Annotated in this window: 27 protein-coding genes, 1 tRNA gene and 1 pseudogene; 12 read left to right on the top strand and 17 right to left on the bottom strand. The window is 69.0% G+C overall.

Annotated features, from left to right (window positions below):
- From AC3ENX_RS01700 to AC3ENX_RS01685, 4 genes are all read right to left on the bottom strand, one after another.
- Positions 1-693: a hypothetical protein gene (locus AC3ENX_RS01700; protein WP_434810110.1), complete on the bottom strand. Its 693-nt coding sequence runs from the start codon at positions 691-693 to the stop codon at positions 1-3.
- Positions 694-941: 248 nt separating this feature from the next.
- Positions 942-1439: an HNH endonuclease gene (locus AC3ENX_RS01695; protein WP_434810109.1), complete on the bottom strand. Its 498-nt coding sequence runs from the start codon at positions 1437-1439 to the stop codon at positions 942-944.
- Positions 1440-1766: 327 nt separating this feature from the next.
- A complete protein-coding gene (locus tag AC3ENX_RS01690) occupies positions 1767-2651 on the bottom strand; it encodes a M23 family metallopeptidase (protein ID WP_434810108.1) in 885 nt (294 codons plus the stop codon).
- Between the two features lie 248 nt (positions 2652-2899).
- Entirely contained in the window at positions 2900-3598 is a 699-nt protein-coding gene (locus tag AC3ENX_RS01685; RefSeq protein ID WP_434810107.1) for an iron-dependent transcriptional repressor DtxR, read from the bottom strand.
- Positions 3599-3698: 100 nt separating this feature from the next.
- Between AC3ENX_RS01685 and serC the strand changes: the two genes are divergently transcribed.
- Complete coding sequence (gene serC / locus AC3ENX_RS01680; RefSeq protein ID WP_434810106.1) at positions 3699-4817, top strand: phosphoserine transaminase; 1119 nt, start codon at positions 3699-3701, stop codon at positions 4815-4817.
- A gap of 2 nt (positions 4818-4819) precedes the next feature.
- Here the strand turns inward: serC and AC3ENX_RS01675 are convergent, their stop codons facing one another.
- Positions 4820-5362, bottom strand: coding sequence for a DUF3027 domain-containing protein (locus AC3ENX_RS01675; protein WP_434810105.1), 543 nt, complete (start codon positions 5360-5362; stop codon positions 4820-4822).
- The gene (locus AC3ENX_RS01670) at positions 5346-5729 is read right to left on the bottom strand and encodes a cold-shock protein (protein WP_434810104.1); all 384 of its coding nucleotides are present in this window, start codon (positions 5727-5729) and stop codon (positions 5346-5348) included. The genes AC3ENX_RS01675 and AC3ENX_RS01670 overlap by 17 nt, the downstream gene beginning before the upstream one ends.
- 122 nt (positions 5730-5851) lie before the next feature.
- On the opposite strand from AC3ENX_RS01670, the gene AC3ENX_RS01665 reads away from it, so the two are divergent.
- From AC3ENX_RS01665 to AC3ENX_RS01655, 3 genes are read left to right on the top strand one after another with little or no spacing between them, the layout of a single operon-like run.
- Positions 5852-6127: a multidrug ABC transporter ATPase gene (locus tag AC3ENX_RS01665; RefSeq protein ID WP_434810103.1), complete on the top strand. Its 276-nt coding sequence runs from the start codon at positions 5852-5854 to the stop codon at positions 6125-6127.
- Position 6128: 1 nt separating this feature from the next.
- Positions 6129-7805, top strand: a complete 1677-nt coding sequence (locus tag AC3ENX_RS01660) for a helicase-associated domain-containing protein (RefSeq protein ID WP_434810102.1) — start codon at positions 6129-6131, stop codon at positions 7803-7805.
- 51 nt (positions 7806-7856) lie between these two features.
- Positions 7857-9497, top strand: a complete 1641-nt coding sequence (locus AC3ENX_RS01655; RefSeq protein WP_434810101.1) for a DNA repair helicase XPB — start codon at positions 7857-7859, stop codon at positions 9495-9497.
- A gap of 15 nt (positions 9498-9512) precedes the next feature.
- Here AC3ENX_RS01655 and AC3ENX_RS01650 read toward each other — a convergent pair whose 3' ends face one another.
- Positions 9513-10358, bottom strand: coding sequence for an alpha/beta fold hydrolase (locus tag AC3ENX_RS01650; RefSeq protein WP_434810372.1), 846 nt, complete (start codon positions 10356-10358; stop codon positions 9513-9515).
- A 119-nt stretch (positions 10359-10477) separates the two neighbouring features.
- Between AC3ENX_RS01650 and AC3ENX_RS01645 the strand changes: the two genes are divergently transcribed.
- Positions 10478-11026 (top strand): TetR/AcrR family transcriptional regulator, encoded by a 549-nt coding sequence (locus AC3ENX_RS01645; protein WP_434810100.1) that lies wholly within the window; start codon positions 10478-10480, stop codon positions 11024-11026.
- 189 nt (positions 11027-11215) lie between these two features.
- Here AC3ENX_RS01645 and AC3ENX_RS01640 read toward each other — a convergent pair.
- Positions 11216-11608, bottom strand: a pseudogene (locus tag AC3ENX_RS01640) (CPBP family intramembrane glutamic endopeptidase); the annotation flags it as partial.
- A 489-nt stretch (positions 11609-12097) separates the two neighbouring features.
- On the opposite strand from AC3ENX_RS01640, the gene AC3ENX_RS01635 reads away from it, so the two are divergent.
- From AC3ENX_RS01635 to AC3ENX_RS01625, 3 genes are all read left to right on the top strand, one after another.
- Positions 12098-12784 carry a response regulator transcription factor gene (locus AC3ENX_RS01635; RefSeq protein ID WP_434810099.1) on the top strand — a complete coding sequence of 229 codons (687 nt, stop codon included), beginning with the start codon at positions 12098-12100 and terminating at the stop codon, positions 12782-12784.
- A 147-nt stretch (positions 12785-12931) separates the two neighbouring features.
- Complete coding sequence (locus AC3ENX_RS01630; RefSeq protein ID WP_434810371.1) at positions 12932-14548, top strand: sensor histidine kinase; 1617 nt, start codon at positions 12932-12934, stop codon at positions 14546-14548.
- Between the two features lie 111 nt (positions 14549-14659).
- Positions 14660-14947 (top strand): WXG100 family type VII secretion target, encoded by a 288-nt coding sequence (locus AC3ENX_RS01625; protein WP_434810098.1) that lies wholly within the window; start codon positions 14660-14662, stop codon positions 14945-14947.
- A gap of 69 nt (positions 14948-15016) precedes the next feature.
- On the opposite strand, the gene groL is transcribed toward AC3ENX_RS01625, so the two are convergent.
- The 5 genes from groL to AC3ENX_RS01600 all read right to left on the bottom strand — a co-directional run bounded on the left by groL (position 15017) and on the right by AC3ENX_RS01600 (position 18999).
- Positions 15017-16636, bottom strand: coding sequence for a chaperonin GroEL (gene groL, locus AC3ENX_RS01620; RefSeq protein ID WP_434810097.1), 1620 nt, complete (start codon positions 16634-16636; stop codon positions 15017-15019).
- A 169-nt stretch (positions 16637-16805) separates the two neighbouring features.
- Positions 16806-17009: a cold-shock protein gene (locus AC3ENX_RS01615; RefSeq protein WP_434810096.1), complete on the bottom strand. Its 204-nt coding sequence runs from the start codon at positions 17007-17009 to the stop codon at positions 16806-16808.
- Positions 17010-17139: 130 nt separating this feature from the next.
- Complete coding sequence (locus AC3ENX_RS01610; RefSeq protein WP_434810095.1) at positions 17140-17718, bottom strand: LytR C-terminal domain-containing protein; 579 nt, start codon at positions 17716-17718, stop codon at positions 17140-17142.
- A gap of 9 nt (positions 17719-17727) precedes the next feature.
- Complete coding sequence (locus AC3ENX_RS01605; protein ID WP_434810094.1) at positions 17728-17988, bottom strand: DUF3263 domain-containing protein; 261 nt, start codon at positions 17986-17988, stop codon at positions 17728-17730.
- A gap of 9 nt (positions 17989-17997) precedes the next feature.
- Positions 17998-18999: a DUF2332 domain-containing protein gene (locus AC3ENX_RS01600; protein WP_434810093.1), complete on the bottom strand. Its 1002-nt coding sequence runs from the start codon at positions 18997-18999 to the stop codon at positions 17998-18000.
- Positions 19000-19065: 66 nt separating this feature from the next.
- Here AC3ENX_RS01600 and msrB point away from each other — a divergent pair, with 66 nt between their 5' ends.
- Both msrB and AC3ENX_RS01590 read left to right on the top strand, forming a co-directional pair.
- Positions 19066-19470, top strand: a complete 405-nt coding sequence (gene msrB, locus AC3ENX_RS01595) for a peptide-methionine (R)-S-oxide reductase MsrB (RefSeq protein ID WP_434810092.1) — start codon at positions 19066-19068, stop codon at positions 19468-19470.
- Positions 19467-20015 (top strand): nitroreductase family protein, encoded by a 549-nt coding sequence (locus AC3ENX_RS01590; RefSeq protein WP_434810091.1) that lies wholly within the window; start codon positions 19467-19469, stop codon positions 20013-20015. The genes msrB and AC3ENX_RS01590 overlap by 4 nt, the downstream gene beginning before the upstream one ends.
- A 6-nt stretch (positions 20016-20021) precedes the next feature.
- Here the strand turns inward: AC3ENX_RS01590 and AC3ENX_RS01585 are convergent, their stop codons facing one another.
- The 3 genes from AC3ENX_RS01585 to AC3ENX_RS01575 form a co-directional block, all read right to left on the bottom strand.
- Complete coding sequence (locus AC3ENX_RS01585; protein WP_434810370.1) at positions 20022-20960, bottom strand: DMT family transporter; 939 nt, start codon at positions 20958-20960, stop codon at positions 20022-20024.
- 64 nt (positions 20961-21024) lie between these two features.
- Positions 21025-21097, bottom strand: a tRNA-Thr gene (locus AC3ENX_RS01580).
- 32 nt (positions 21098-21129) lie between these two features.
- Positions 21130-22092, bottom strand: a complete 963-nt coding sequence (locus AC3ENX_RS01575; RefSeq protein ID WP_434810090.1) for a DsbA family protein — start codon at positions 22090-22092, stop codon at positions 21130-21132.
- Positions 22093-22316: 224 nt separating this feature from the next.
- Here AC3ENX_RS01575 and AC3ENX_RS01570 point away from each other — a divergent pair, with 224 nt between their 5' ends.
- Both AC3ENX_RS01570 and AC3ENX_RS01565 read left to right on the top strand, forming a co-directional pair.
- Positions 22317-23420 carry an ABC transporter ATP-binding protein gene (locus AC3ENX_RS01570; protein WP_434810089.1) on the top strand — a complete coding sequence of 368 codons (1104 nt, stop codon included), beginning with the start codon at positions 22317-22319 and terminating at the stop codon, positions 23418-23420.
- Between the two features lie 85 nt (positions 23421-23505).
- Positions 23506-24819 (top strand): DUF4032 domain-containing protein, encoded by a 1314-nt coding sequence (locus AC3ENX_RS01565; RefSeq protein ID WP_434810088.1) that lies wholly within the window; start codon positions 23506-23508, stop codon positions 24817-24819.
- Here AC3ENX_RS01565 and AC3ENX_RS01560 read toward each other — a convergent pair whose 3' ends face one another.
- Positions 24820-25458 carry an NAD(P)-dependent oxidoreductase gene (locus tag AC3ENX_RS01560; RefSeq protein ID WP_434810087.1) on the bottom strand — a complete coding sequence of 213 codons (639 nt, stop codon included), beginning with the start codon at positions 25456-25458 and terminating at the stop codon, positions 24820-24822.
- Positions 25459-25466 lie beyond the last annotated feature (8 nt).

Here is a 25466-nt window from a genome sequence, read left to right as displayed (position 1 = left end):
TCAGCCCACCGCCCGCATCGGCACCGGCTCAATCGGCACCGGCTCAACCGACCGGCGCTCCCGCACCGCCGGCATCCGCGCCACGACGCCACCGTCGGGTGCGGGCAGCAGCATCCGCTCGCTGCGCGGCACTGGAAAGCGGCGACTGGTCACGGTGACCGTCAGCTCGCGCTCCGACAGCACACCGTGTCCGTGCCCCAGCCCATCCCACCGAGGATCGGCGACGTCGATCATCGCCTCGGTCTGCGGCCACGGCCCCTGCACGAGCAGCACGGCACCACGGTCACGCAGGTGTGCCGCCAGGCGCGAGATGTCGGCATGCTTCGCACGCGCAGGCGGGCGCACCGCCACCACCGGCAGCACGTCGGCGATCGTCGCGGTCACCGCCAGCCAGCGCTCCCCCGGATCGGGGATCAGCACGAGCCGCGAGAGATCGACGCCGATCTTCTCGGCCGCCTCGACCCCGAGCCCCGGCATGCCGACCACACCGCACCACGACCCCGCCTGCGACGGCTGGGCGAGCAACGCCAGCAGCAGCGACATCGACCGACCGAGCGAGTACGCCGCACCGGGCCGCAGTCCACGCCCCGGCAGCAGCCCCGCCAGCGCCGGATGGGTCGGCAGCACGGGCGCATCCATCCGCCGCCCCTGCACGCGCTCGAGCTGCGCGCGCAGTCGCTGCACCTCTGCCATGGTGGTGGACCTGGCAGAGGATGCGTCGGCAGCATTCCGCACGATCGACCTCACTTCAACAGATTAGAACAGATGTTCTATTCTCTCAATGTCAGGTTCGAAGATACAGACGACCTCCGACATGCGGTGAGTCCGCGATTTCAGACTGAGTCAACACACCACAGCATCCGATTCAGCCTCGAATCACGGACTCACCGAAAGGGGTGGATGCCAGGGCGCCAAGAAGCGCGAGCACAGCGCGAGAGCGATCAGGCGGCGAGGGCCAGATAGGGCTCCCACGTCGGGTCGGTGCGGTCGGTTCCCCGCACCGTCCACTGCGCGCCGCGCGGCGGCTGGGGCAACCAGCGCAGCTCCCAGTTCATCTCCTGCGGCGTGCGGTCGCCCTTGATGTTGTTGCACCGCAGGCAGCACGCGACGAGGTTCTCCCACGAGTCGGCACCACCGCGGGAGCGGGGCAACACGTGGTCGATCGTCGTGGCGCCCTTCTCGCAGTACGCGCAACGGTGCCCGTCGCGGCGCAGCACGCCGCGTCTGGTCACCGGAACACGGCGCCCGCCGGGCACGCGCACGTAGCGGCTGAGCAGGATGACGGCGGGGCGGTCGTACACGTCGCTCGTGCCCCAAACCGGATCCCCCTCCACATGCTCGATGACGGTGGCCTTGTCGTTCATCACGAGCACGAGGGCTCGCTTGAACGACACGATGGCCAATGGTTCGTATCCTGCATTCAGCACCAAGGTGCGCATCGAGTGTCCTCTCGAACGGCCGGTGACGGCTTCAGCGGTTGTTCGGCTGTGACGACGTGCGCGAAGAGGCGGGATGCGGGCACGAAAAAAGGCGCTGTCATGAAGACAGCGCCTTGATTCCACGACCGAAGACGTGGCATTCGTGCACACGATGCCGCAGGACGTAACGACCGCACACCGTGCGGCCCCTGGCATTCACGGATTGAATGCGGGGTGTGACATCCATGGGCTCTCCCCCTCAGCTCGAACGAGCGTCGGGATCAGGCTAATGCACGCCACGGCACACGAGGCGGAACGAGACGTGAACGTTGTCGCGTGTCCAGGCGATCAGCCGGCGTTGGCGACGAGCCAGCCCTCGGCGTTCTGGTACGTGCCGCCCACGACGATCTCGAGGTGCAGGTGCTTGCCGAAGGCACGGCCGGTGTCACCGACCTGACCGATGAGCTGACCGGCCGAGACCGTGTCGCCCACCGAGACACGACGCGTGCCGTAGGTCATGTGCGCGTACAGCGAGGTGACGCTCTGACCGCCGATGTTGTGGGCGATCTTGACGTAGACGCCCCAGCCCGGGCCGCTCTCGGTCGAGGCGACGACGACACCGTCGGCCATGGCGTAGATGGGCGTGCCGCCCTCGACCATGTAGTCGGTGCCCTTGTGGCCCGCGTACGGGGTTCCGAAGTTGTTGAAGTACGGGAGCGGGCGCACGACGTCGCCGGCTGCGGCGATCGAGCTGGGCACCGACATGCTCACCGATGCCGAACTGCCACTGGATGCCGAGGCCGCCAGACGGGCCGCGAGTGCAGCCTTGGCCGCCTCTTCGTCCTTCTTCTTCTGGATCTCTTCGGGCGTCGTGGCCGAATAGCTGCCGCGCTCGAGGGAGTCGGTCTCGGCTTCGGAGGCGACGACGAGTGACTGCGCGTTCTCCTGTGCGACCTGCTCGACGGTCATGGCCTCGGCAGATACACCGCGCGCAGCGGCGAACGCGGGGATCGCGACGGTGGCGACCATGCCGGCGACGGCGGTGACGGTGAGGAAGCTGCGTACCGGGTGCGGCTTTCCTGCGGCGCGGCGCGAGCGCTTCGCGACGGCGGTCGAACGGGTCGAGGGGGTCTTCACCGCCGGGCGACGCAGCGCGAAGCGGCGTCCGCCATCGGCGGGACTCGTCGGGGTGAGATCGGGCGTCTCCGTCGACGAATCGTTGTGTTCAGCCAAGCTATCCTCCGGCGCCTCCGCATCGGGGGATGCTGGTTCGTCGAACGTTCAGTGTCGGGCACAGACGGGCTTCACCGCGCGAACGACGAACCGATGAGGCAATTCGTGCGGCGGTCCGGGGCGGGCTTCTCGCCGTTGGACCATCCGAGGCTACCGGAAGGTAACGAATATGTCACGTAAGGGCGATCGCTCCCAGGCTGTTCCCCGGTGATGTCCAGGGTCGCGGGCCCCTCGACCGGCGCGCCGGATCAGCGCGGATCGACGAGGAAGATGTGCGATGCGACCTCGACGGGCAGCTCCAGCCCCTCGTCGCTTCCGTCCATCTGCACGAGCACGTAGCCCTCGCTGAAGCGGTACGAACCGCTCGCGCCGGGCACGACACCGGCACCGCGCAGCTGCCCGAGCAGCTCGGGATCGACCTGCACCGGCTCGGCCAGGCGACGCACCGTGCCCTCGACCGGAGCGCCCGTCTCATTGAGCAGACGGACGAGTCCGATGACACCCTCGTCGAACGTGCGCGCGGGCACATCGCCGAGCTGGTCGAGCCCGGGAATCGGGTTGCCGTAGGGCGACTCGGTCGGGTGATCGAGCAGTTCGAGCAGGCGTCGCTCGACGAGCTCGCTCATGACGTGCTCCCAGCGGCAGGCCTCTTCGTGCACGTACGCCCAGTCGAGTCCGATGACATCGCTCAGCAGGCGCTCGGCGAGCCGGTGCTTGCGCATGACGTCGACGGCCTTCTGCCGACCCGATCCGGTGAGTTCGAGTGTGCGGTCGTCCGAGACCACGACGAGGCCGTCGCGCTCCATGCGCCCGATCGTCTGCGACACCGTCGGGCCGGAGTGACCGAGGCGCTCCGAGATGCGCGCGCGCAGCGGCGTGATGTCCTCTTCTTCGAGCTCGAGGATCGTGCGCAGGTACATCTCGGTGGTGTCGATCAGATCGGTCATTTCCAGCCTCGGTACGGGGTCTGACAAGTCCTTTCCAGCCTATCTGCTCGCGACGACACACGGACGGGGCCCCTCCCCCCGCCGCCCTACAATCGGACACATGGCCCATGTGACGCTGCCCCGCGAGATCCTGCCCACCGACGGACGCTTCGGATGCGGCCCGTCGAAGGTCCGAGGCGACCAGCTCGCCTCGCTCGTCGGCCCCGGATCGGTGCTGATGGGCACCTCGCACCGCCAGGCCCCGATCAAGAGCCTCGTCGGCGAGGTGCGCAGCGGCCTGTCGGACCTGCTCCGCCTGCCCGATGGATACGAGATCATCGTCGGCAACGGCGGTTCGACCGCCTTCTGGGATGCCGCATCGTTCGGCCTCATCGAAAAGCGCGCGCAGAACCTCGTGTTCGGCGAGTTCGGCGGCAAGTTCGCCGGCGCCGCTGCCGCACCGTGGCTCGAGGCGCCCGACGTGCGCAAGGCAGAGCCGGGTTCGAGCATCGCGGCCGAGCCCGTCGAGGGTGTCGACGTGTACGCGTGGCCCCACAACGAGACCTCCACCGGTGTCGCGACTGCGATCACCCGCGTGGTGGGTGACGAGGGCGCCCTCACGGTGATCGACGCCACAAGCGCGGCCGGCGGCATCAACTTCACGGTCTCGGAGAGCGATGTCTACTACTTCGCGCCGCAGAAGAACCTCGGGTCGGACGGCGGCCTGTGGTTCGCCGCCGTCTCGCCGGCCGCCATCGAGCGCATCGAGCGCGTCGCCGCGTCGGGCCGCTACATCCCCGAGTTCCTGAGCCTGAAGAACGCGCTCGACAACTCGCGCCTCAACCAGACGCTCAACACACCGGCCGTCGCGACCCTGCACCTGCTCGATAAGCAGCTCGAGTGGATCAACGGCAACGGCGGACTCGCCTGGGCCGGCGCCCGCACCGCGGAGTCGTCGAGCGCCCTCTACGAGTGGGCAGACGCATCGTCGTTCGCGACCCCGTTCGTCGCCGACGCCGCAGACCGCTCCCCCGTCGTCGTCACGATCGATTTCGACGAGACGGTGGATGCCGCGGCTGTCGCGAAGAGCCTCCGCGCCAACGGCATCGTCGACACGGAGCCCTACCGCAAGCTCGGCCGCAACCAGCTGCGCATCGCGACGTTCGTGTCGATCGAGCCCGAAGACGTGCGTCAGCTCATCAAGTGCATCGACTTCACGATTGATGGCCTGAAGGGCTGAGGCTAGTCCTCGTCGTCGGCTTCGTCGGCGTCGAGTTCGTCGATGTCGACACCGTCGACGTCGCCTGCGTGCAGGATCGACGAGCCGTCGTCGTCGAAGTCGGCGGCGTCGAGGTCTTCGACGTCACCGAGTTCGTCGGCGTCGTCCTCGGCATCCTCTTCGTCTTCGTCGTCCGCCTCGGCGTCTTCGTCGGCCGCGGCGGCTTGGGCAGCCTGATATTCGGCCAGGCGCACGGCCCACGGCACCCACTCGGGGGCGAGCAGCGACGCCTCGCCGGGCAGCAGTTCGACCTCGAGCACGGTCGGCTCGGCACCCTCGACCACCGCGAGGCTCACCGTCCAGAACCAGCCCGGGTACCCCTCGAGCCGGTTGAGGAACCGCAACGACACCACGCCGTCGGGCTCGACGCTGTGCCCCGCCGGAGCACCCACGGTCGAGGCCGGAGTGATCTCGTGGAGCGCCGCGAGCGCGAGGTCATGCGCGTGGAGCAGCCGCTCGTCGGGGACGACCGCTGCAGCGGACTCGGGCTCAGGCGTCGAGGTCATCGGCCACCTTGCGCAGGATCGCAGCGACCTTCTTGCCGTGCGACGCGCTGGGGTAACGCCCGTGGCGCAGATCGCCGCCGATGCCGTCGAGCAGCTTCACGACGTCTTCGACGATGACGGCCATGTCGTCGGCCTTGGGACGGTTGCGCTTGCTCATCGTGACGGGCGCGTCGAGCACCCTCACCGACAGGGCCTGCAGCCCGCGGCGACCGTCGGCGACGCCGAACTCGAGCCGCGTGCCGGCCTTGACACTCGTCGTGTCGGCGGGGAGGGCCGTGGCGTGCAGGAAGACGTCCTGGCCGTCATCGGTGGTGATGAAGCCGAACCCCTTCTCGTCGTCGTAGAACCTGACCTTGCCGGTGGGCATCGCTATACCTCGCTGATCGGCCCGCGCGCGGGCATGAAAGAACCGGGACCGTACAGCCCCGCAACCAGCCTACGGTACCCGCGCGCCTGTCGAGCGGAGTGCGACACAGTAGGCTGAAGCGGATGAGCACACGCACCCCGGGCGAGGACCTTCCGGTCCGACGGATCGACCGCATCCTCGCATTCATGTCGTTGGGCCTGCTGGCCCTGTCGGTCGTGTGCTTCTTCGCGATCATGATCGGCTCGGCCACCGGCATGGAGCAGGCCGACTTCGGAACGGGCATCTGGCCCGTCGTCGGCGCGACCGTTTACATCGCGCCGATCCTCGCGTTCGCGATGCTGATGACGGTGCTGATCATGACCTTCGTGCGACGGGCCAAGGCGAACAAGGGTCGGTGACGTGGCCGCGTCGGACGCCCGCGCGCTCGCGAACAGCCTCGCCGCGTTCGACGACGCGCAGCTGGCCCGCCTGCTCACCGAGCGACGCGTCCCAGCCTCGGCGACGTGGGGCGACTTCTTCGACGCCGCCGATGCCCTGCTCGACCCCGCCTCCATCCTCCGCGGACTCGCCGCACTGACCCGCGACGAAGTCGACGCCCTTGATGCCGTCGACACCGATCACACCGCCCTTCGCGACCACGGCATGGCCTCGGCCGACGGCGAGCTGCTCGCGGCGGTCGTCGACGTACGACGCACGCTGGATGCCGCCGCCCCGCAGCCCGCGGTGCACACCGAACCCACCGGTGACGAAGTGCTCGCCGAACGCGCATTCGACGCCGCGGCATCCCTCGCCGACATCCTCGATCTGACGACGGTCTCGCCGCTCGGGCGCATCGGTTCGGGTGCGCTGAGCGCAGCCGACCGCCGCCGCCTCATCGATCTGCGCGCGGCCCGCGACCCCGACGACGCCGACGAACTCCTCGCGATCGCACAGCGCGCGGGCCTGCTCGTCGCGCACGAACGCGAGTGGCGCGTCACCGGCGAGGGCGCCGCCTGGCTGCACTCGTCGACCGTGACCAGGTGGCAGGCCGTCGCCCGCAGGCTGCGGGCGACACTTCCCGACGGCGTGCGCGATGGCGCAGGGTGGCTGCATCCCGACCAATGGCCTGACGCCTACCCCCTCGATCCGCAGTGGCCCGCACAGGCGGACCATCTGCGTGCGCTGCTGCGCCGATGGGGCATGATCGGCGCCGACGGCGCGCCGCCCGCGTGGGGCGCGGGCCTCGCCGCGGGAACCGACGCCGACCTCGACGCACTCCAGCTGCTCCTGCCTGCCGAGGTCGACAAGGTCTTCCTGCAGAACGACCTGACCGCCATCGCCCCCGGCCCGCTCGAACCGCAGCTCGACATGCGCCTGCGCTCGATGGCCCGCCGCGAGACGCGCGCACAGGCATCCACCTACCGCTTCACGTCGGACTCGCTCGGCGCGGCGCTGACCGCCGGTGAGACGGCGGCATCCATGCGGGCGTTCCTTGAGACGCTCTCGCTCACCGGGTTGCCGCAGCCGCTCGCCTACGAGATCGATCGCAGCGCGACACGCCACGGCGGCATCCGCATCGGCCCGGACTGGTCGGGCCGCACGCGCATCACGAGCGACGACCACGCCCTGCTCGAGGCCGTCGGCGTCGACCAGGCCCTGCGTCCGCTCGGGCTCGTCCGCGACGGCGACGCCCTCATGACGGGCACCTCGCCCGACACCGCGTTCTGGATGCTCGCCGACGCGCGCTACCCCGTGCTCGCCGTCGACGCCGACGGGCAGCCGCGGCGTCTCGATCGGCAACGCCTGGCCGACCCGCAGCCGGTGGATGCCGGCGGCGACTACGCCCCGCTGATCGCGCGGTTGCGCGCGGCACACGCCCAGGACGCGGACGCCGCCTGGCTGGAACGCGAACTCGAGCAAGCGGTGCGCGCCCGCGCGACGCTCGTCATCACGGTGCAGCTGCCCGACGGCTCGTCCCGCGATGTGACCCTCGAGGCGACCGGTCTCGGCGGCGGCCGTCTGCGCGGACGCGATGCCGCCGCCGACGTCGAGCGCACCCTGCCGGTGCGCAGCATCTCCGCGGTCCGCCCCGCCTGACGCCCACGAAGACAGCGCCCACCGTCCGCGCGCCCGGTAGACTGATCCGCTATGGCTGACGGCCCCCTCATCGTTCAGAGCGACCGCACGGTGCTCCTCGAAGTCGCGCATCCGAAGGCGGAGGACGCGCGGCACGAGCTTGCGATCTTCGCCGAGTTGGAGCGTGCCCCCGAGCACATCCACACGTACCGCATCACGCGGTTGGGGCTCTGGAACGCCCGTGCCGCCGGCCACGACGCCGAAGACATGCTCGCCACTCTCGACCGCTGGTCGCGCTTCCCCGTGCCACCGTCGGTGTCGATGGACATCCGTGAGACGGTCGGCCGCTACGGGCGCCTGGTGATCGAGCGCGATGACGAAGGCACCCTCATCCTGCGATCGACGGATGCCGCGGTGCTCGCCGAAGTGTCGAAGAACAAGCGCATCCAGCCGCTGCTCATCGGCCACCCGGCCCCCGACACCTATGTCGTCGACGCGTGGGCGCGCGGCCACATCAAGCAGGAGCTCCTGAAGATCGGCTGGCCCGCCGAAGACCACGCCGGGTACACGCCCGGCACCCCGCACGAGATCGACCTCGCCGAGGACGGCTGGACGCTGCGCCCGTACCAGCGCAAGGCCGTCGACATCTTCAGCGAGGGCGGATCCGGCGTCGTCGTGCTCCCCTGTGGTGCCGGCAAGACGCTCGTCGGCGCCGCCGCGATGGCCGACACCAAGACCACGACGCTGATCCTGGTGACGAACACCGTCAGCGCCCGCCAGTGGCGCGACGAGTTGCTCAAGCGCACCTCGCTCACGCCCGAAGAGATCGGCGAGTACTCCGGGCAGTCCAAGGAGATCAAGCCCGTCACGATCGCGACCTACCAGATCCTCACCGCGAAGCGGAAGGGCGAATACGCGCACCTGGCGCTGCTCGACGCGCTCGATTGGGGCCTCATCGTCTACGACGAGGTGCACTTGCTGCCCGCACCGGTGTTCAAGCTCACCGCCGACCTGCAGGCCCGCCGTCGCCTCGGCTTGACCGCGACGCTCGTGCGCGAGGACGGGCGCGAGGGCGACGTCTTCAGCCTCATCGGTCCCAAGCGGTTCGACGCGCCGTGGAAGGAAATCGAGGCGCAGGGGTTCATCTCCCCCGCCGTCTGCTACGAAGTGCGCATCGACCTGCCGGCATCCGACCGACTCGAATACGCCGCCGCGACCGACGAGGACCGGTACCGGCTCGCCGCGACCGCGCACGCGAAGATCGGGGTGGTCCGAGATCTGGTCGCCCGCCACAAGGGAGAGCAGATCCTCGTGATCGGGCAGTACCTCGACCAGATCCAGGTGCTCTCCGACGCCCTCGACGCCCCGCAGATCACCGGCGCGACCCCGGTCGACGAACGCGAGGAGCTGTACGGCGCGTTCCGCGAGGGCCGCATCCCGGTGCTCGTGGTCTCGAAGGTCGCGAACTTCTCGATCGACCTGCCCGAGGCATCCGTGGCCATCCAGGTGTCGGGGTCGTTCGGCTCACGCCAGGAAGAGGCGCAGCGCCTCGGACGCCTGCTGCGCCCGAAGCAGTCGAACCACACCGCAAGCTTCTACACGCTCATCGCACGCGACACCGTCGACCAGGACTACGCGCAGAACCGGCAGCGGTTCCTCGCCGAACAGGGCTACAGCTACACGATCTTGGACGCGGACGAACTCGCCGCCTGAGGCGACCCGTGCGGCTCACCCCACCCGATCGAAGAAGTCGCGGACGAGCGCTTCGACGACTTCGGGCGCGTCCTCGGTCATGAAGTGGGCGGCATCCGGCACCGCGGCGATCTCGAGGCGGTCGGCGAAGCGCGAGGTGTCACCACAGTGCCGGCGAACGAAGTCCGGGGTGAGCGGTCGGTCTTGCTCACCGAATGCGTAGAGGCTCGGCACGTGCAACCGCTGCCTGCGGTAGGCGCCGCTCATCAGCCTCGGCACCTCCCCACCAACGAGTCCGCGGTACACCTCCCGCACGGCCGCGTCGACCTCGGGACGCCCCAGCGGCGCGAGATACGTCGCCACCACGTCCGGTGGCAACTCGGACACGACGTACGGCGGGCGGAAGATGAAGGCCAGTGAGGCGCCTCGCCGGTGGAACCGGAATCGCGGCATGTGTCGGAACGCCGGCATCATTCCGACCGTAACCGGCATGAACGGGGGCGGAACGGCGAGCACGACCATCGCGTGCACGCGATCGGGATGCTGATACGCGAGGTGCGAGGCGACGACGGCGCCCATGTCGTGCGCCACGATGCGCACTCGATCGATCCCCAGCGCGTCCAGCAGCCCGATCATGTCCCCGCGAATGGCGTCGTGCGAGATCTGCGGCGAGGCGGCTCGGGTCCAGCCCGATCCGCGCAGATCGGGACAGATGACCCGATAGCTGTCGGCCAGGGCCCCGCCGATCGCCCGCCATTCCCACCAGTGCTGTGGAAACCCGTGCAGCATCAGCACCGGATCGCCTTCGCCGGCCTGCGCGACATGGGTCCGCAGCCCCGGAGTGTCGACGAACTCGTGCGTGAACCCAGCCACCTCGGGCATCGTTATCGCGCTCGTCGGGACCGCATCATTGCTCGTACCGTCCATGGCACGAGAATACTACGCTTATAGTGTTGTGTCACGACCTCTCTCGGAGAGGCGTCCGCGTCTACCGTGGAACCATGGCAGCAACACGCACCCGTGCGCTCGACGCAGCGCTCTCCCTCGTCGGCGAGGAGGGCATCCGCGCGCTCACGCACGGACGCGTCGACGAACGCGCCGATCTGCCGAAGGGGTCGACATCGAACTGGTTCCGCACCAGAGACGCCCTGGTCGCGGGCGTGGTCACGCACTTGGCCGACCGAGAGCGGGCTGACCTGCGCGACGCGCCCGATACGGTGATCGACACACCGGACGATCTGATCGAAGCCTTCACCGGGATGATCGCCGCAGAGACCGAGCGATTCGCGGGGCGCAGCAGGGCACGCTTCGCGCTGTTCTTGGAGGGCGCGCACTCCCCCGATCTGCTCACACCACTGCTGACGCAGCGCGCGGTGTTCCTGACGTGGGTGACCCAACTCCTGCAGCAGGTCGGCGCGACGTCGCCGTCAGAGGCCGCGCGCACCTTCATGGCCGCCGCCGACGGGCTGGTCCTGCACCGCCTGACCGTCGACCCGAACGCCGAGATCCGGCCCGTGCTGGAACGCACCGTGCGCGCGTGCCTGGATTGACGCATCAGCCACGGGCGGAGTGAGCACGAGCGTGCGCGGCAGATTGCGTTTCGGGAACACCCACTCGATCGCCGCGACGTACCCGACGATCATCACCGTCGACACCACGAGCCCCACGATGCTGCTGCCGCTGTCGTTCACATCGACGAGCCCCGCGAGTCCAAGCAGGAAGACAGTGAGGTTGTTGACCACGTGGATGGCGATCGCCGCCTCCAGGCCACCGGTGCGCCAGGTCAGCCACCCGGCCGCCACCGCGAAGATGCCGACACTGATCTGACCGGCCACGTCGTACAGGTGCCCAAGGACGAACAACGGCACCGGCAACAGCATCGCCCACAGCGGATGCCGCAGCCATCGTCCGATCGCCTGCATCAAGTAGCCGCGGAACACGTACTCCTCCGCCGCGGCCTGCACGGGAATCACCAGCACGATCGCCAGCAGGCTCCAGAGCAAGGCCGGGTTGTCGGACGGGCTCAGCACCTCGCCACCGCCGGAGCCACCGCTCCACGCCGGCGGCAGCAGCAACGACAGCCCCTGCACGATGGCGTACACGACGACCGCGATCGCGGTGCACAACAGCATCCAGCGCCACCGCAAACGACCAGCGGCAGACGAGATGTGCCCGACGCGGCGGCCGTTCACGATGCGAGAGGCGGCGAGGTAGGCCGGGAGCATGAGCGCGATCGACCCCAACAGGATGGTCAACATGATCGGATCCGCCAGATCGAACCGAACCGTCGACCCCATCGCGATCATCTCGTCCGCGAACCCGGGCGTGAACAGTGCGATGACCACGAGCGGCACCAGCAAGACGACCAACATCACCGCGTAGAACGCGGCCCCGAGCACCCCGGTCAGCAGGGGGGTCCACCACGCACGGCGCTGCCGAGCGAACACGAGGCGGTGGAAGGCGAGCCCCGTCCGCGCGTCCTCCGGCAGCCGTGCGGGCGTACGCAGCGGGGCTGGAACGGGCTGAGCGATCGCGACTGACGCATCCGAAGTCATGCCTCCATCTTCGCCCGACGCGCCGATATCCAGCGAACCGATCAGAACCGGTGCCAGTATGGGCCTATGACCGCACCGCGCATCCTCGTCGTGGACGACGAACCGAACATCCGTGACCTCCTGGTCACGAGCCTGCGATTCGCCGAATATCAGGTGCGCGCCGTCGCCAACGGCGCCCAGACCATCTCGGCTGTGCTCGAAGAGGAACCCGATCTGATCATCCTCGACGTGATGCTGCCCGACATGAACGGGTTCAGCGTCACCAAGCGTCTCCGCAGCGCCGGCTACACCGCCCCCATCCTGTTCCTCACCGCGAAGGACGAGACCGAGGACAAGATCGAGGGCCTCAACGCCGGCGGCGACGACTACGTCACCAAGCCGTTCAGCCTCGACGAGATCGTCGCCCGCATCCAGGCGATCCTGCGCCGCACGATGCAGGCTGACGAAGAGTCGATCATCAAGGCCGGCGAGCTGACGATGGACCAGGACACCCACGACGTGCTCGTCGGTGACGAATCCATCGACCTCAGCCCCACCGAGTTCAAGCTGCTGCGCTACCTCATGCTCAACCCCAACCGGGTGCTCAGCAAGGCGCAGATCCTCGACCACGTGTGGGAGTACGACTTCAACGGCGACGCCGGCATCGTCGAGAGCTACATCTCCTATCTGCGACGCAAGATCGACCCGCACTCCTCCGAGCCCCTCATCCAGACCAAGCGCGGCTTCGGCTACATGCTCAAGGTCGGCAAGTAACGCAGTCAGGGGGCGACCCTGAACGGCGCAGCGAGCAAGAACGACAAGGTCACCGCGTGGTGGCGCAGCGTCAGCCTGCGCGCGAAGATCACCGGGGTCACCGTCGCCGTGCTCGCGATCGGCCTCGTCGTCGCCGGCGTCGGCACGATGGTGTTCCTGCGAAACGCGCAGCTCGCCGCGATCGACGAGCAACTGCGCGCGATCGTCTCGACCGACCTGGCGAGCACGCTGATGACCGTCGAGGTCGACGACGGCGTGCCGACGTTCACTGTCAACGAGTCGGCCGCACCGACACAGTTCTTCGTCGCCGTGTACGACCCTCAAGGCGAACTGCTCGCGAGCGCCGGCGGCAGCGGTGGGTTGCCGCCCGCGTTCCCCGACTCGTATCCGCTCGAGAAGACCGTGACGCGCGGCATCGACCCCTTCCCGCTGATCGCCGTCGAGGGTTCGAGGCAGTTCGTCGCCAGTGTCGACGTGCTCACCGTGGCGGGCGCGCGCGACAACTACACGCAGATGGTGGCGCTGCCCCTCTCGCCCGTGAACCAGACGGTCACCAACTACGTCGGCATCTACTCGATCCTCGCCGTGCTGACGATCATCGTCGGTGCCCTGCTCACCCGGTGGCTGGTGACGCTCGCCTTCCGCAGTCTCGGTCAGGTCGAGGAGACGGCCATGTCGATCGCGGCGGGCAACCTCAGCCAGCGCATGGGAGAGATCTCACCGGGCACCGAGGTCGGCAAGCTCAAGATCGCCCTCAACGCCATGCTCGACCGTGTCGACCGCGCGCTCGGCCAGCGCGACGCCTCGGTGCAGCAGATGCGGCGGTTCATCGGCGATGCGAGCCATGAGCTTCGTACGCCGCTGGTCACCGTCCGCGGGTACGCCGAGCTGTACCGGATGGGTGCTATCTCGGGCGACGAGCAGACCGCGCAGTCGATGGAGCGCATCGAGAAGGAGGCGATCCGCATGGGGGTGCTCGTCGAAGACCTCCTGGCCCTCGCCCGCCTCGACGAACGGCGTGACATCGCAGTCTCCCCCGTCGATCTGCGTCCGATCGCACGGGATGCCGCCCTCGACGCGCGGGCGACTGCCCCCGACCGCACGGTGACATTCGTCGACACGACGGCCGGCAGCGCGCCACCGGCACGCATCACAGACGACGCGGCGTCGCCCGAGCCGCCCGCAAAGCGCCCGGGTGCCCTCGCCGCCGCAGGTCGGTTCATTCCGCGTCGGCGACGCCCTGTGGCCGACCCGGGTGTCGCGCTGACCGCCCCGATCTCGGTGCCATCAGACGACGACCCGGCCGCCGTCACGTCACCGCCGCTCGTCGTGATCGATCCGGTCGTGCTGGGCGATGAGAACCGCATCCGGCAGGTCATCGCAAACCTCCTCGGCAACGCGCGCCGCTACACGCCCGAGGGATCGCCGATCGAGCTGTCGGTGGGCGTCGACCCGACCATCGGCATGGGGTGGATCGCGGTCATCGACCACGGCGAGGGTGTGCCGGTGCAGATCCGCGACAAGATCTTCCAGCGGTTCTGGCGGGCCGACACCTCACGCACGCGCGAGACCGGTGGTTCGGGGCTCGGCCTGTCAATCGTCGCCTCCGTCGTCGAAGCGCTGCACGGGTCGATCGAGGTCACCGAGACGCCGGGAGGCGGCGCGACCTTCCGGGCGTCGTTCCCGCTCGCCAGGGAGCGGGACGCGGCCGAGCACCTGCTCATCGAGACGCAGCCCATCCCGCGCCTGCAACTTGACGACTGACTCCTCCACAATCGGCCATACCGACCGGTTATCCACCGATGCGGCCTCCTCGCCGATCGTGGGGATGCCGCGTGCGTAGCGTGGCCGACACATCAATCAGAAGGAGTTCTCATGGCCGTCTTCTCCGTCGACAGTGACGCCGTCCTTTCGGCCACCGCCGCGATCCGCGCGACCGGTGACCGCGTGCAGTCCGAGACCGCATCGATGCTCGGACAGCTCACGCAACTGCAGGGCATCTGGACCGGCACGGCGTCGGTCGCGTTCCAGTCGGTCGTCGACCGTTGGCGGGCCGCGCAGCGCGAGCTCGATGCGGCCCTCGCCGACATCAGCACCGCACTGTCGGTCACGGGCCAGCAGTACGCCCAGACCGAGCTCGCCGCCGCCGGGATGTTCCGCTGATCCACCCGGTCGCGGAACGACGAAGGCCCCCAGCAGGTGCTGGGGGCCTTCGTGCGGTTTGGGACTGGATCAGAAGTCCATGCCGCCGGTCGGGTCTGCCGGAGCAGCCGCCGCCTTCTCGGGCTTGTCGGCGACGACGGCCTCGGTGGTGAGGAACAGGCCGGCAATCGACGCAGCGTTCTGCAACGCCGAGCGGGTGACCTTGGCCGGGTCGATGATGCCCGCGGCGAACATGTCGACGTACTCGCCGGTGGCCGCGTTCAGGCCCTGGCCGGCAGGCAGCTCCGAGACCTTGTTTGCGACGACGCCGGGCTCGAGACCCGCGTTCAGCGCGATCTGCTTGAGCGGGGCCTCGATGGCGACCTTGACGATGTTCGCACCGGTGGCCTCGTCGCCGACGAGCTCGAGCGAGCCGAAGGCCTTCTGGCCGGCCTGGATGAGCGCGACGCCACCACCGGGGACGATGCCCTCCTCGACGGCTGCCTTCGCGTTGCGGACGGCGTCCTCGATGCGGTGCTTGCGCTCCTTGAGTTCAACCTCGGTCGCCGCGCCCGCCTTGATGACGGCGACGCCACCGGCGAGCTTGGCGAGGCGCTCCTGGAGCTTCTCGCGGTCGTAGTCGCTGTCGGTGTTCTCGATCTCCCGGCGAATCTGGGTCACGCGACCCTCGATCTGCGCGTGGTCACCGGCACCCTCGACGATGGTGGTCTCGTCCTTGGTGATGATGACCTTGCGAGCACGGCCGAGCAGGTCGGTGGTCGCGTTCTCGAGCTTGAGGCCGACCTCTTCGGTGATGACCTGGCCGCCGGTGAGGATCGCGATGTCCTGCAGCTGCGCCTTGCGACGGTCGCCGAAGCCGGGAGCCTTGACGGCAGCCGACTTGAAGATGCCGCGGATCTTGTTGAGCACCAGCGTCGCGAGGGCTTCACCCTCGACGTCCTCAGCGATGATGAGGAGCTCCTTGCCCTCCTGGATCACCTTGTCGACGATGGGCAGAAGATCCTTGATGTTCGAGATCTTCTGGTTCGCGATGAGGATGTACGGGTCCTCGAAGACGGCCTCCTGGCGCTCCGGGTCCGTGACGAAGTAGGGGTTCAGGTAGCCCTTGTCGAAGCGCATGCCCTCGGTGAGCTCGAGCTCGGTGCCGAAGGTGTTGGACTCCTCGACGGTGACCACACCCTCCTTGCCGACCTTGTCGATGGCCTCGGCGATGAGCGCGCCGATCTCGCCGTCTGCGGCAGAGATCGAAGCGGTCGCGGCGATCTCGTCCTTGGTCTCGACCTCCTTGGCCGAAGCGAGCAACGCGTCGGAGAGGCTCTTGACGGCCTTCTCGATGCCCTTCTTCAGCGAGATGGGGTCGGCGCCGGCGGCGACGTTGCGCAGGCCCTCGCGCACGAGCGCCTGGGCGAGCACGGTGGCGGTGGTGGTGCCGTCACCCGCGACGTCGTCGGTCTTCTTGGCGACCTCCTTGACGAGCTCCGCGCCGATCTTCTCGTACGGGTCGTCGAGCTCGATCTCCTTGGCGATCGAGACACCGTCGTTCGTGATCGTGGGGGCACCCCACTTCTTCTCGAGCACGACGTTGCGACCGCGCGGGCCCAGGGTCACCTTGACGGCGTCGGCCAGCGTGTTCAGGCCGCGCTCGAGGCCACGGCGGGCCTCCTCGTCGAAAGCGATGATCTTTGCCATAAGTGTGTCGTCCCTCCCGGACGTGACGTTCAGTCTTTAGCACTCATCAGTCGTGAGTGCTAACCCATTCTGGCACTCGACCATGGCGAGTGCAAGCCGCGCGAAACGGGTCTCCGAACGGAGACGGCGCGGGCTGCTGGGAGGGAGGCGGCGACAGGCGGCGCAGGCGTCAGGCGACGACGCGGACGGCCTCGGCCTGCGGGCCCTTCTGGCCGGAGCCGACGGTGAACTCGACCGCCTGCCCCTCTTCGAGCACCCGGAATCCGGTCATCTCGATGTTCGAGTAGTGGACGAACACGTCCTGCCCCTCGCCGGAGGTGATGAAGCCGTAGCCCTTCTCCGCGTTGAACCACTTCACGGTGCCCTGGGTCATGTGTTTCTCCTGATGCGTTGGGACGTCGCAATGCTAACCAGCGCACACAGCCGCATTCCGCCGCTCGGAGAAGTATTGACACGCCCGCATCCAAGTGTTCACACGCGTGAAACACGGCGACGAAACGGGGTCAGTCGGTGCCGGCCCGGTCGAGTCCGACCACGATGACGAGCTGCTTCACGTCGGCCTCGTCGGTGTCGGTCGTGTCAGGGTCGTCGAGCGGCTGATAGACGTCGTTGAGCGCCACCTCCGCGCCCCCGATCGTCTCGGCCAGTCCGCGCGCGGCGGCCTCGTCTTCGGGCGCCGCGTAGTAGACCGTCGTCAGCGCGAAGTCGTCGGTGCCGGCTTCTCCCGCCGAGACCGCGTCCTCGGTCCAGTCGGCCGCGACGACCTCTTCGGCCAGGGCGTTCGCAAGGCCGGCGTGGCCGGTCGCGTTGAGCACGAGCACGCTGTACGACGTGTCGACGACCGCCTCCACGGGCGCGAGGGCGCTGCTGCTGGCCACGGCTGCGGGCGTCAGGCTCAGTCGTCCGGTCGCCCAGAGCACCCCGACGATGCCGACCACGACGATCACGACGGTCGCGACGGCGGACCACAGCACGAGACGTCCCATGCGGATGCGGGGGTGCTCGGCGCGGTGGGCTCCGACTCTGCGTCCGTCGTCGGGAAGGTCGTCGAAGCGGTCCTTCGATGCGGGCGGGTTCGGCACCAGAGAATGCTACCGGGCAGAGCCTGAGAGAACCGCGGCGCGACGGCGGCCCTCGGCCTCTCCGGCGTGGCGCGCGCGACGCAGCCGGTGCACGAGCATCGGGTCGTACGCGAGGGCGTCCTCCGAGTCGATGAGTCGCTCGAGCAGCTGGTAGTAGCGGGCGGGGGTCAGGTCGAGCTCGACGCGGACCGCCTCCTCCTTCGCGGCACCGTGGCGCTGCCAGCGGGACTCGAAGTCCAGCAGGGCGAGATCGCGGTCGGAGAGGGGCACGTCCCCACGCTAACGCCCCTTCGGCCGCGTGCCGTCGTGCCACTCCCACCAATGCCCGAGTGGGTCCACGGCCGCGAGCACGTCGCCGTCGAGCGCCAGCGCGAAACCGTCGCGGATGCCGTCGACCGAGCCGTTCCAGCCCGTGTGCAGCCCTGGCGCATCGAGGGTGATCCAGCGGCCCGACGATCGCGCCGTCTCGATGACGCGGGTTCGGTTCGCCGCCGGGATGTGCGCGAGCACCCCGGGTGTCGTCACCACCAGGGTCACGCCGCTCGGCGCCGCCTCGGCGAGCGTGCGCAGCGCGTCGGCCGCGTCGCCTGCGACGAGCAGCGGCGGTTCGGCAGCCGCGATGTCGACGGCGGCTTCGATGCGGGCGGTCCGCCCGGACTCCCCCGGCCAGACCAGCGCCGTCAACCAACGCTTCGTCTCGGGGTCCCGCGGATCGAGCGGATTGAGGTCGATTCCAGCACGCCACACGACTTCAGGAACCCGCACCCGCGGCATCCGCTCCCCTCGCACCCGACACTCCAGCACCACGGTGGACGCTCCGCCGGTCGGGTCGAGCGCAAGCACCCGCCCGTCGTCGTGCGTGTATCGGTAGCTGTACCGGTCGGGAAAGAGGCACAGGCCACCGCTCGCACCCACTTCGAGCAGGGCGATCGGCCCCTCGATCCGACTGAGCGCGGGCAGCAGCGCCGCGCAGCGTTGCGGCTCGTTGGTCTGCAGGGATCGGCGGCCGGTCTCGTCGACGAGCGCGTCGGCGTGCGTCAGCATCCAGTTCGCCCACGCGTCGAGATCGTCGGTCTCGGGCGCGCCGAGCAGCCGCGCCACCGCGAACACGAGCGGTGGCTGCCGTCGCTGTGGGCGCACCCTCGCGAGCACAGCGCACAGCGCCGGGTCGTCCGCGACCCTGCGCGCCCACGCCGCGTACAGGTCGGAGCGTCCGGGCGCCTCGTCGCACGCGAACCTGTCGTAGCGCTCGGCGACTGCCGCAGCCTCGTCGATGTCCATCGGCCTCATTCTCGCGGAACACGCAGCCCGCCGGTCGGGTTGAATAGAAGCGGGAAGGAGTCACCCATGACCTACCACGTCGACAAGACCGAGGCGCAGTGGCGCGAGCAGCTGACGCCCGAGCAGTATGCCGTGCTGCGCGAAGCCGGCACCGAGCGACCCTGGACGGGCGAACTGCTCGATGAAGGGCGCGCGGGCCTCTACACGTGTGCCGCGTGCGGCGCCGAACTGTTCCAGAGCGGCACCAAGTTCGACTCGCACTGCGGGTGGCCGAGCTTCTACGAGTCGGTGCGCCCTGAAGCGGTCGAACTGCTCGAAGACAACTCGCACGGCATGGTGCGAACCGAGGTGCGCTGCGCGAACTGCGGCTCACACTTGGGCCATGTCTTTCCCGACGGGTTCGGCACCCCCACCGGTGACCGTTACTGCATGAACTCGATCTCCCTCGCGTTCACCCCCGAACAGCAGTGACCGCACTCGAGGCCGCACGTACGCGTCGGTCCTATTCGAAGGTGACCGACGACGCACCGACCCGTGAAGAGCTGCTGCGACTCGTGTCCGCCGCGGGCCGCGTCGCCGACCACTCGTCGCTGCGCCCCTGGCGGCTGATCGAGTTGCGGGGAGCCGACCGCGAGACACTCGGCCGCGCCATCAACAAGGCGAACGGCGACAAGGGGGCTTCGTCCAAGCCGCTGCGTGCGCCACTGCTGATCGCCGTCGTCGCGCACTATCGCAAGAGCGACAAGGTGCCCCGCTGGGAGCAGGAGGCCGTCGCATCCGGCGTCGCCCACATGCTGAGCCTGCTGCTGGACGAGGCCGGTTGGGGTGTCATCTGGCGCACCGGCGGCTACACCCGCTCGAAGGCGGTCGCCAAGGCCCACGGGCTCGGCAAGAACGAAGAGCTGCTGGGCTGGCTGTACGTCGGCGGCAAGCCGGCCAAGGCCAAGGGCGGCAGGCGAAAGGCCGTCGACGCGCGTCCCCTGGTCACCCGGATGCCGGGCAAGAAGCCGGCCTGATCCTGCTCAGCCGCGTCGGCGCCGACGGCCCCACGGCACAGCCGCGACGGCCACGGAAGCGAGCGCGACGATCACGGTGAGCAGCTCGACGAGCCAGCCGGGACTCGCCGCGGCAGGCCACAGCAGATCGAGCACGAAGGCCGCGACGAGCTGGCCCGTGACGGCGCCGAGCCCCAGGAGCAGCACACCGGTATGCGCGACGATCGCCGCCGACAGCATGATGTAGGCCACCCCGAGCGCGCCGCCGCTGTACAGCCACAGGTCTGTGGGCGCCGAGTCGGGCATCCCGCGCACCACGACGGACACGACCGCAGCCACGACGAGGATCGCGGTGCCGCCGATGAAGTTGACCAGGGTCGCCGTCAACGGCGTTCCCACGCGCTGCCGCAGCCGGCCGTTGGTGGCCTGCTGCCACGCGATGCCGACACCCGCCACGAACGGCAGCACGAGCATCCACCACGGGATCGTGGCCAGCACATCGCCGGTGCCCACCGAGAAGAAGACGGCGGCCAACATGAGCGCGCCACCGACCACGCGAGGCACCGTCACCGCGACCAGGCCGGACGGCCCGTAGCCGACGCGGTCCAGCACGAGCCCGTTCAAGGTCTGCCCCGCAACGGCCCCGACCGTGTACAGCGAGACGCCGATGATCGCGACGGTCAGGCCCTGCGTCGCCACCGACAGCGCCCCTGCTGCGCCGCCCAGCAGCATCCACCACGGCAGGGTGCGGCCCCGAATGCCGTCGGCCAACCGGCGCGCACCACGGCGCCCGGCAGGGAGCGCGATCGACAGCACGATCAGGATGATCAGCCCCGACCCGAACGAGATGGCCGCCGCGACCAGCCCGTCATCCAGGCGCGCCCCGAGCTGGCCGTTCGCGCGGGCCTGCACGGCCGTCAAGACACCCACGAGCACGGCACTCGACAGCGCCAACCACGCCGGCATCCGTGCAGGAGCGTGGGCGTCGGCGGTCACCAGACGAGCCTACGCGCGCCGGAAGAGGAAACTGTGCCGGCTACAGGACTTGAACCTGCAACCCCCGTATTACAAGTACGGTGCGCTACCAATTGCGCCAAGCCGGCGGGGCTGCCGCAAGTCTAGCCCGCGGCTCCGGTCACTCCGACGGCGTCGGGGTGGCGGTCGGCGTCGGGGTCGCCTCTTCGAGCTGCTGCTTGTAGAAGGCGCCGCTCGCGGTGGTGGAGACGAACTGCGAGAACTCCGCCGGGTCATCGAGTGCACCCACGTACGGCTGCCCATTCACGAGCACCATCGGCGTGCCGGTCAGCGCCAGGTCGTCGGTTCCGTCGATACCGGAGACGGCCCGTTCGGTGACCTCCTTGGCCCACGAGATGTAGTCGCCGTTCTCGATGCACTTGCGCACCGTCTTCGGGTCGTCGACACCGGATGCCTGGGCGAGGTCGGCCAGCTGCACGTCGGTCATGCCGTCCGAGTCGACCTCGGGCTGGTTCGACAGCAGCTCGTTGTTGTACGTGTAGAACGTGTCGGGGGCGTGGGTCGCCACGCACGCGGCCGCGCCGGCGGCACGCAGCGAGTACTTCGTGCCGTTCGACTTCGCGGTGAGCATCGACACCGGGTGGTAGGTGAGCGTCGCGGCGCCCTCGTTGACCCAGCTGGTCAGCTGCGGCGCATTGGCCAGCTGCCACTCCCGCGCGCCCGGCGACAGGTAGTCGACATACACATGGATCTCGACCTGCGGCAGCGCTGACGGCGTCGCCGTGGGGGTCGTGTCGGTCGCGTCGCCCTCTTCGACCGACTGGTTCGCTTCGGCATCCTCGACCGTGCCGGGCGCATTGACGGCACCCGTGATCGAGGCGACCGCGAACCCGTCACCCGACATGTTCGACGGGGACAGTTGCGGACGAGACACCGTCGAGGCGACCGCCCAGGTCACCGCGACCGCGACGACGGCGACCGCGGCGACAGCGCTGAGCGTCAGCAGCGAACGACGCACCACACGCGCGCGGGACTGACGGGCGTGCACCTGCTGCGCCTTCTCGCGGACGGCCTCACGGCGGTCTCGCGCCACCGGCGCGTTCGGGGTCTCGTCGCTGGACATGGAACCTCTCGACAGTCAGGGCGTGCAGATGCACGGATGTCGCACGGGCGTTGCGACCAGACGATGCTAACGACCTCCCCTGAGAAATCCCCAGATACTCGCGCGAACTCGGCGCCGCGCCGTGGCATACTGATCGGTACGCCCAATGGTGGGCGCGCGGGCAGCGTCTCGCATCCATTCACTACGGATCGTCCGGCACGTACCTGCCGGTGAAGGAGAAAATCATGGCGTCAGTCACGTTCGACAACGCAACCCGTCTGTACCCCGGTGGCACTCGCCCCGCGGTCGACAAGCTCAACCTCGAGGTCGGTGACGGGGAATTCCTCGTTCTCGTCGGCCCGTCCGGTTGTGGAAAGTCCACCTCGCTGCGCATGCTGGCCGGCCTCGAAGAGGTCAACTCCGGCGCCATCCGCATCGGCGACCGCGACGTCACCGACGTCCCGCCGAAGGACCGCGACATCGCGATGGTGTTCCAGAACTACGCGCTCTACCCCCACATGACCGTCGCCGAGAACATGGGCTTCGCCCTGAAGATCGCCGGCGTCAACAAGGAAGAGCGTGCGCAGCGCGTGCTCGAGGCCGCCAAGCTGCTCGACCTGGAGCAGTACCTGACCCGCAAGCCGAAGGCCCTCTCGGGTGGTCAGCGTCAGCGTGTCGCCATGGGCCGCGCGATCGTGCGTCAGCCCCAGGTGTTCCTCATGGACGAGCCGCTGTCGAACCTCGACGCCAAGCTCCGTGTGCAGACCCGCACCCAGATCGCGTCGCTCCAGCGCCGCCTCGGCGTCACGACCGTCTACGTCACGCACGACCAGACCGAGGCGCTCACGATGGGTGACCGCATCGCCGTGCTCAAGGACGGCCTGCTGCAGCAGGTCGGCACCCCGCGCGACCTGTACGAGAAGCCGCAGAACGTGTTCGTCGCCGGCTTCATCGGCTCGCCTGCCATGAACCTGTTCCCGGCCGCGCTGGTGGAGGGCGGCGTGCAGTTCGGCAACAAGGTCGTTCGCATCGAGGCCGACACGCTGGGCAAGGCGCACGGCTCCGAGGTCACGGTCGGCATCCGCCCCGAAGACCTCGTGGTCAACCCGGCCGACGGCCAGGGCCTCACGGTCGACGTCGACCTCGTCGAAGAGCTCGGCGCGGACGGCTACCTGTACGGCCACACCGAGATCGAGGGCAAGCGCACCGACATCGTGGCGCGCGTCGACGGCCGCAACCACCCGAACGCCGGCGAGAAGGTCGTGCTGGCTCCGGTTCCGGACCACGTGCACGTCTTCGACCAGGAATCGGGCGAGCGTCTCACCGACAAGGCCATTGCTTCGGCCTGACCGAAATTCCACGCACCGCGGCGCGGGCGGGTCGCAAGACCCCCTGCGCCGCGTTGCATTCCGCCCCCTGCTCCCCGGAGGATTCGTGCCCGCTTCTCTGACGATCACCGCCAGCAGCGTGGATGCCGGGCTGCTGGCGCTGCCCTGGTCGACGCCGCTCGGTGAATGGACCAACGACATCGTGGTGAGCCTGCCGAAGGGCATTTCACGACACCTCGTCCGCTTCGCGAACCTGTCGGGCAGCGTCGTCGCGGTCAAGGAGACGACTGCCGAGATGGCCCGACGCGAGTACGAGATGCTCGGCTCGCTCTCACGCCTCGACGTGCCCTGCGTGAGCCGGGTCGCCGCGATCGACGGACGTCGTGACGCCGCCGGAAACCCGCTGCCTGCGGCGCTCGTCACGTCGCACCTGAAATTCTCACTCCCCTACCGTGCGCTGTTCACGCAGGTGCTGCGTCCCGACACCGCCACCCGTCTCGTCGACGCGCTCGCGGCGCTGCTGGTGCGGCTGCACAACGTCGGGTTCTTCTGGGGTGACGTCTCGCTGTCGAACACCCTGTTCCGTCGTGACGCCGGGGCGTTCGCCGCTTACCTCGTCGACGCCGAGACCGGTGAGTTGCATGAAGGCGGCCTGACCCGCGGGCAGCGCGAGCACGACCTCGACATCGCTCGCACGAACATCGCCGGCGAGATCATGGACCTCGAAGCCGGCGGCAGGCTCGAGGGCGGTGTGGATGCCCTCGCCATCGCGGACGGCATCCTCACGGCGTACTGGTCGCTGTGGAGTGCCCTCAAGGACCAGGAGTCCTTCTCCGCCAACGAGTCGTGGCACATCACCGAACGCGTGCACCGCCTCAACGAGCTGGGCTTCGACATCGGCGAAATGGCGATCCAGACGACCGACGACGGCACGACGCTCTCGATCCAACCGAAGGTCGTGGATGCCGGGCATCACCAGCGCCGCCTCATCCGCCTCACCGGGCTCGACGTCGAAGAGAACCAGGCCCGCCGCCTGCTCAACGACATGGACGAGTTCAAGGCGCGCGTCTCACGCCTCGGCTCCGACGAGGAGATGGTCGCCCACGAGTGGTTGACGCGCATCTTCGAACCGGTGGTGAAGGCGATCCCGTGGGATCTGCGCGCCAAGCTCGAGCCCGCCGAGGTCTTCCACCAGGTGCTGGAGCACCGCTGGTACAAGTCGCAGGCACTCGGCCGATCAGTCCCCCTCGCCGAGGCGCTGGGGTCGTACGTCGAAGAGGTGCTGCGCCACCGCCGTGACGAGGCGACCGTCATGGGCCCGCCCACCGAGACGACCGCGGTGCCGGTCATCGAGTCCGACGACGACGTGCCCGAGCCCGGCACCGAGACCCAGGCGCTGGACTGGCGCGACCTCGTCTGATCAGTAGCCGACGGTGAAGCGCGCGCGGTGGTGCGCGGGCTTCTCGATCTCGTCGAGCACGGCGACGGCCAGGTCGGCGCCGGAGATGAAGGATTCGCCGGCCTCGTCGGTGACGATCACGTCGCCGCCGATGCGGTAGGTGCCGGTGCGCTCGCCGGGCGCCCACGCGCCGAAGCCGCCGGCGGGGTGCACGAAGAACCAATCGCGGCCCGTGGTGTCTGCCTGCAGATCATCGAGGATGCCGATGGCCTCTTCGGCCTCGGGCTTGAACTCGTCGGGGAAACCGCTGTCGATGACGCGCGGGCCGCCCTCGGCGACGAGGCTGCCGCCGGCGCCGCCGATGACGCCGACGCGCACCGACTCCGGCAGCACCGACAGCAGCGCGTGCAGGTTCGGACGAACCTGCCCGAGCATGTCGCCGCGCGGCGCGATCGCCGAGATCAGCACGTCCACGCCCTCGAGCTCAGCAGCCAGCGCCGGAACGTCGAGCAGCGTGCCCTCGATGTACGTCACACCTTCCACCCGTTCACCGGGGATGCTCCGCGCCACCGATACGATCGTGTGCCCGCGCTCTGCGGCCTCCGCGATGATGTGACGGCCGGCGTAGCCGGTGCCTCCGAGTACAGCGATGCGGGTCATGGGGTGTC

This window comes from Microbacterium sp. bgisy189 (assembly GCF_057707225.1).
The sequence above is the reverse complement of the archived record's forward strand: the minus strand, read 5'-3'. Positions and strand labels throughout refer to the sequence as shown.

What these genes read in the sequence shown, in the direction of transcription:
- AC3ENX_RS01695 (WP_434810109.1), bottom strand. Translation starts at nt 1,439, where the DNA reads ATGCGCACCTTGGTGCTGAATGCAGGATACGAACCATTGGCCATCGTG.
- AC3ENX_RS01655 (WP_434810101.1), top strand. Translation starts at nt 7,857, where the DNA reads ATGGCTGACGGCCCCCTCATCGTTCAGAGCGACCGCACGGTGCTCCTC.
- AC3ENX_RS01675 (WP_434810105.1), bottom strand. Translation starts at nt 5,362, where the DNA reads ATGACCTCGACGCCTGAGCCCGAGTCCGCTGCAGCGGTCGTCCCCGAC.
- AC3ENX_RS01625 (WP_434810098.1), top strand. Translation starts at nt 14,660, where the DNA reads ATGGCCGTCTTCTCCGTCGACAGTGACGCCGTCCTTTCGGCCACCGCC.
- AC3ENX_RS01600 (WP_434810093.1), bottom strand. Translation starts at nt 18,999, where the DNA reads ATGGACATCGACGAGGCTGCGGCAGTCGCCGAGCGCTACGACAGGTTC.
- AC3ENX_RS01615 (WP_434810096.1), bottom strand. Translation starts at nt 17,009, where the DNA reads ATGACCCAGGGCACCGTGAAGTGGTTCAACGCGGAGAAGGGCTACGGC.
- AC3ENX_RS01635 (WP_434810099.1), top strand. Translation starts at nt 12,098, where the DNA reads ATGACCGCACCGCGCATCCTCGTCGTGGACGACGAACCGAACATCCGT.
- AC3ENX_RS01665 (WP_434810103.1), top strand. Translation starts at nt 5,852, where the DNA reads ATGAGCACACGCACCCCGGGCGAGGACCTTCCGGTCCGACGGATCGAC.
- AC3ENX_RS01560 (WP_434810087.1), bottom strand. Translation starts at nt 25,458, where the DNA reads ATGACCCGCATCGCTGTACTCGGAGGCACCGGCTACGCCGGCCGTCAC.
- AC3ENX_RS01630 (WP_434810371.1), top strand. Translation starts at nt 12,932, where the DNA reads ATGGTGTTCCTGCGAAACGCGCAGCTCGCCGCGATCGACGAGCAACTG.
- serC (WP_434810106.1), top strand. Translation starts at nt 3,699, where the DNA reads ATGGCCCATGTGACGCTGCCCCGCGAGATCCTGCCCACCGACGGACGC.
- AC3ENX_RS01585 (WP_434810370.1), bottom strand. Translation starts at nt 20,960, where the DNA reads ATGCCGGCGTGGTTGGCGCTGTCGAGTGCCGTGCTCGTGGGTGTCTTG.
- msrB (WP_434810092.1), top strand. Translation starts at nt 19,066, where the DNA reads ATGACCTACCACGTCGACAAGACCGAGGCGCAGTGGCGCGAGCAGCTG.
- AC3ENX_RS01685 (WP_434810107.1), bottom strand. Translation starts at nt 3,598, where the DNA reads ATGACCGATCTGATCGACACCACCGAGATGTACCTGCGCACGATCCTC.
- AC3ENX_RS01645 (WP_434810100.1), top strand. Translation starts at nt 10,478, where the DNA reads ATGGCAGCAACACGCACCCGTGCGCTCGACGCAGCGCTCTCCCTCGTC.
- AC3ENX_RS01700 (WP_434810110.1), bottom strand. Translation starts at nt 693, where the DNA reads ATGGCAGAGGTGCAGCGACTGCGCGCGCAGCTCGAGCGCGTGCAGGGG.
- AC3ENX_RS01670 (WP_434810104.1), bottom strand. Translation starts at nt 5,729, where the DNA reads ATGCCCACCGGCAAGGTCAGGTTCTACGACGACGAGAAGGGGTTCGGC.
- groL (WP_434810097.1), bottom strand. Translation starts at nt 16,636, where the DNA reads ATGGCAAAGATCATCGCTTTCGACGAGGAGGCCCGCCGTGGCCTCGAG.
- AC3ENX_RS01650 (WP_434810372.1), bottom strand. Translation starts at nt 10,358, where the DNA reads ATGCCCGAGGTGGCTGGGTTCACGCACGAGTTCGTCGACACTCCGGGG.
- AC3ENX_RS01575 (WP_434810090.1), bottom strand. Translation starts at nt 22,092, where the DNA reads ATGTCCAGCGACGAGACCCCGAACGCGCCGGTGGCGCGAGACCGCCGT.
- AC3ENX_RS01570 (WP_434810089.1), top strand. Translation starts at nt 22,317, where the DNA reads ATGGCGTCAGTCACGTTCGACAACGCAACCCGTCTGTACCCCGGTGGC.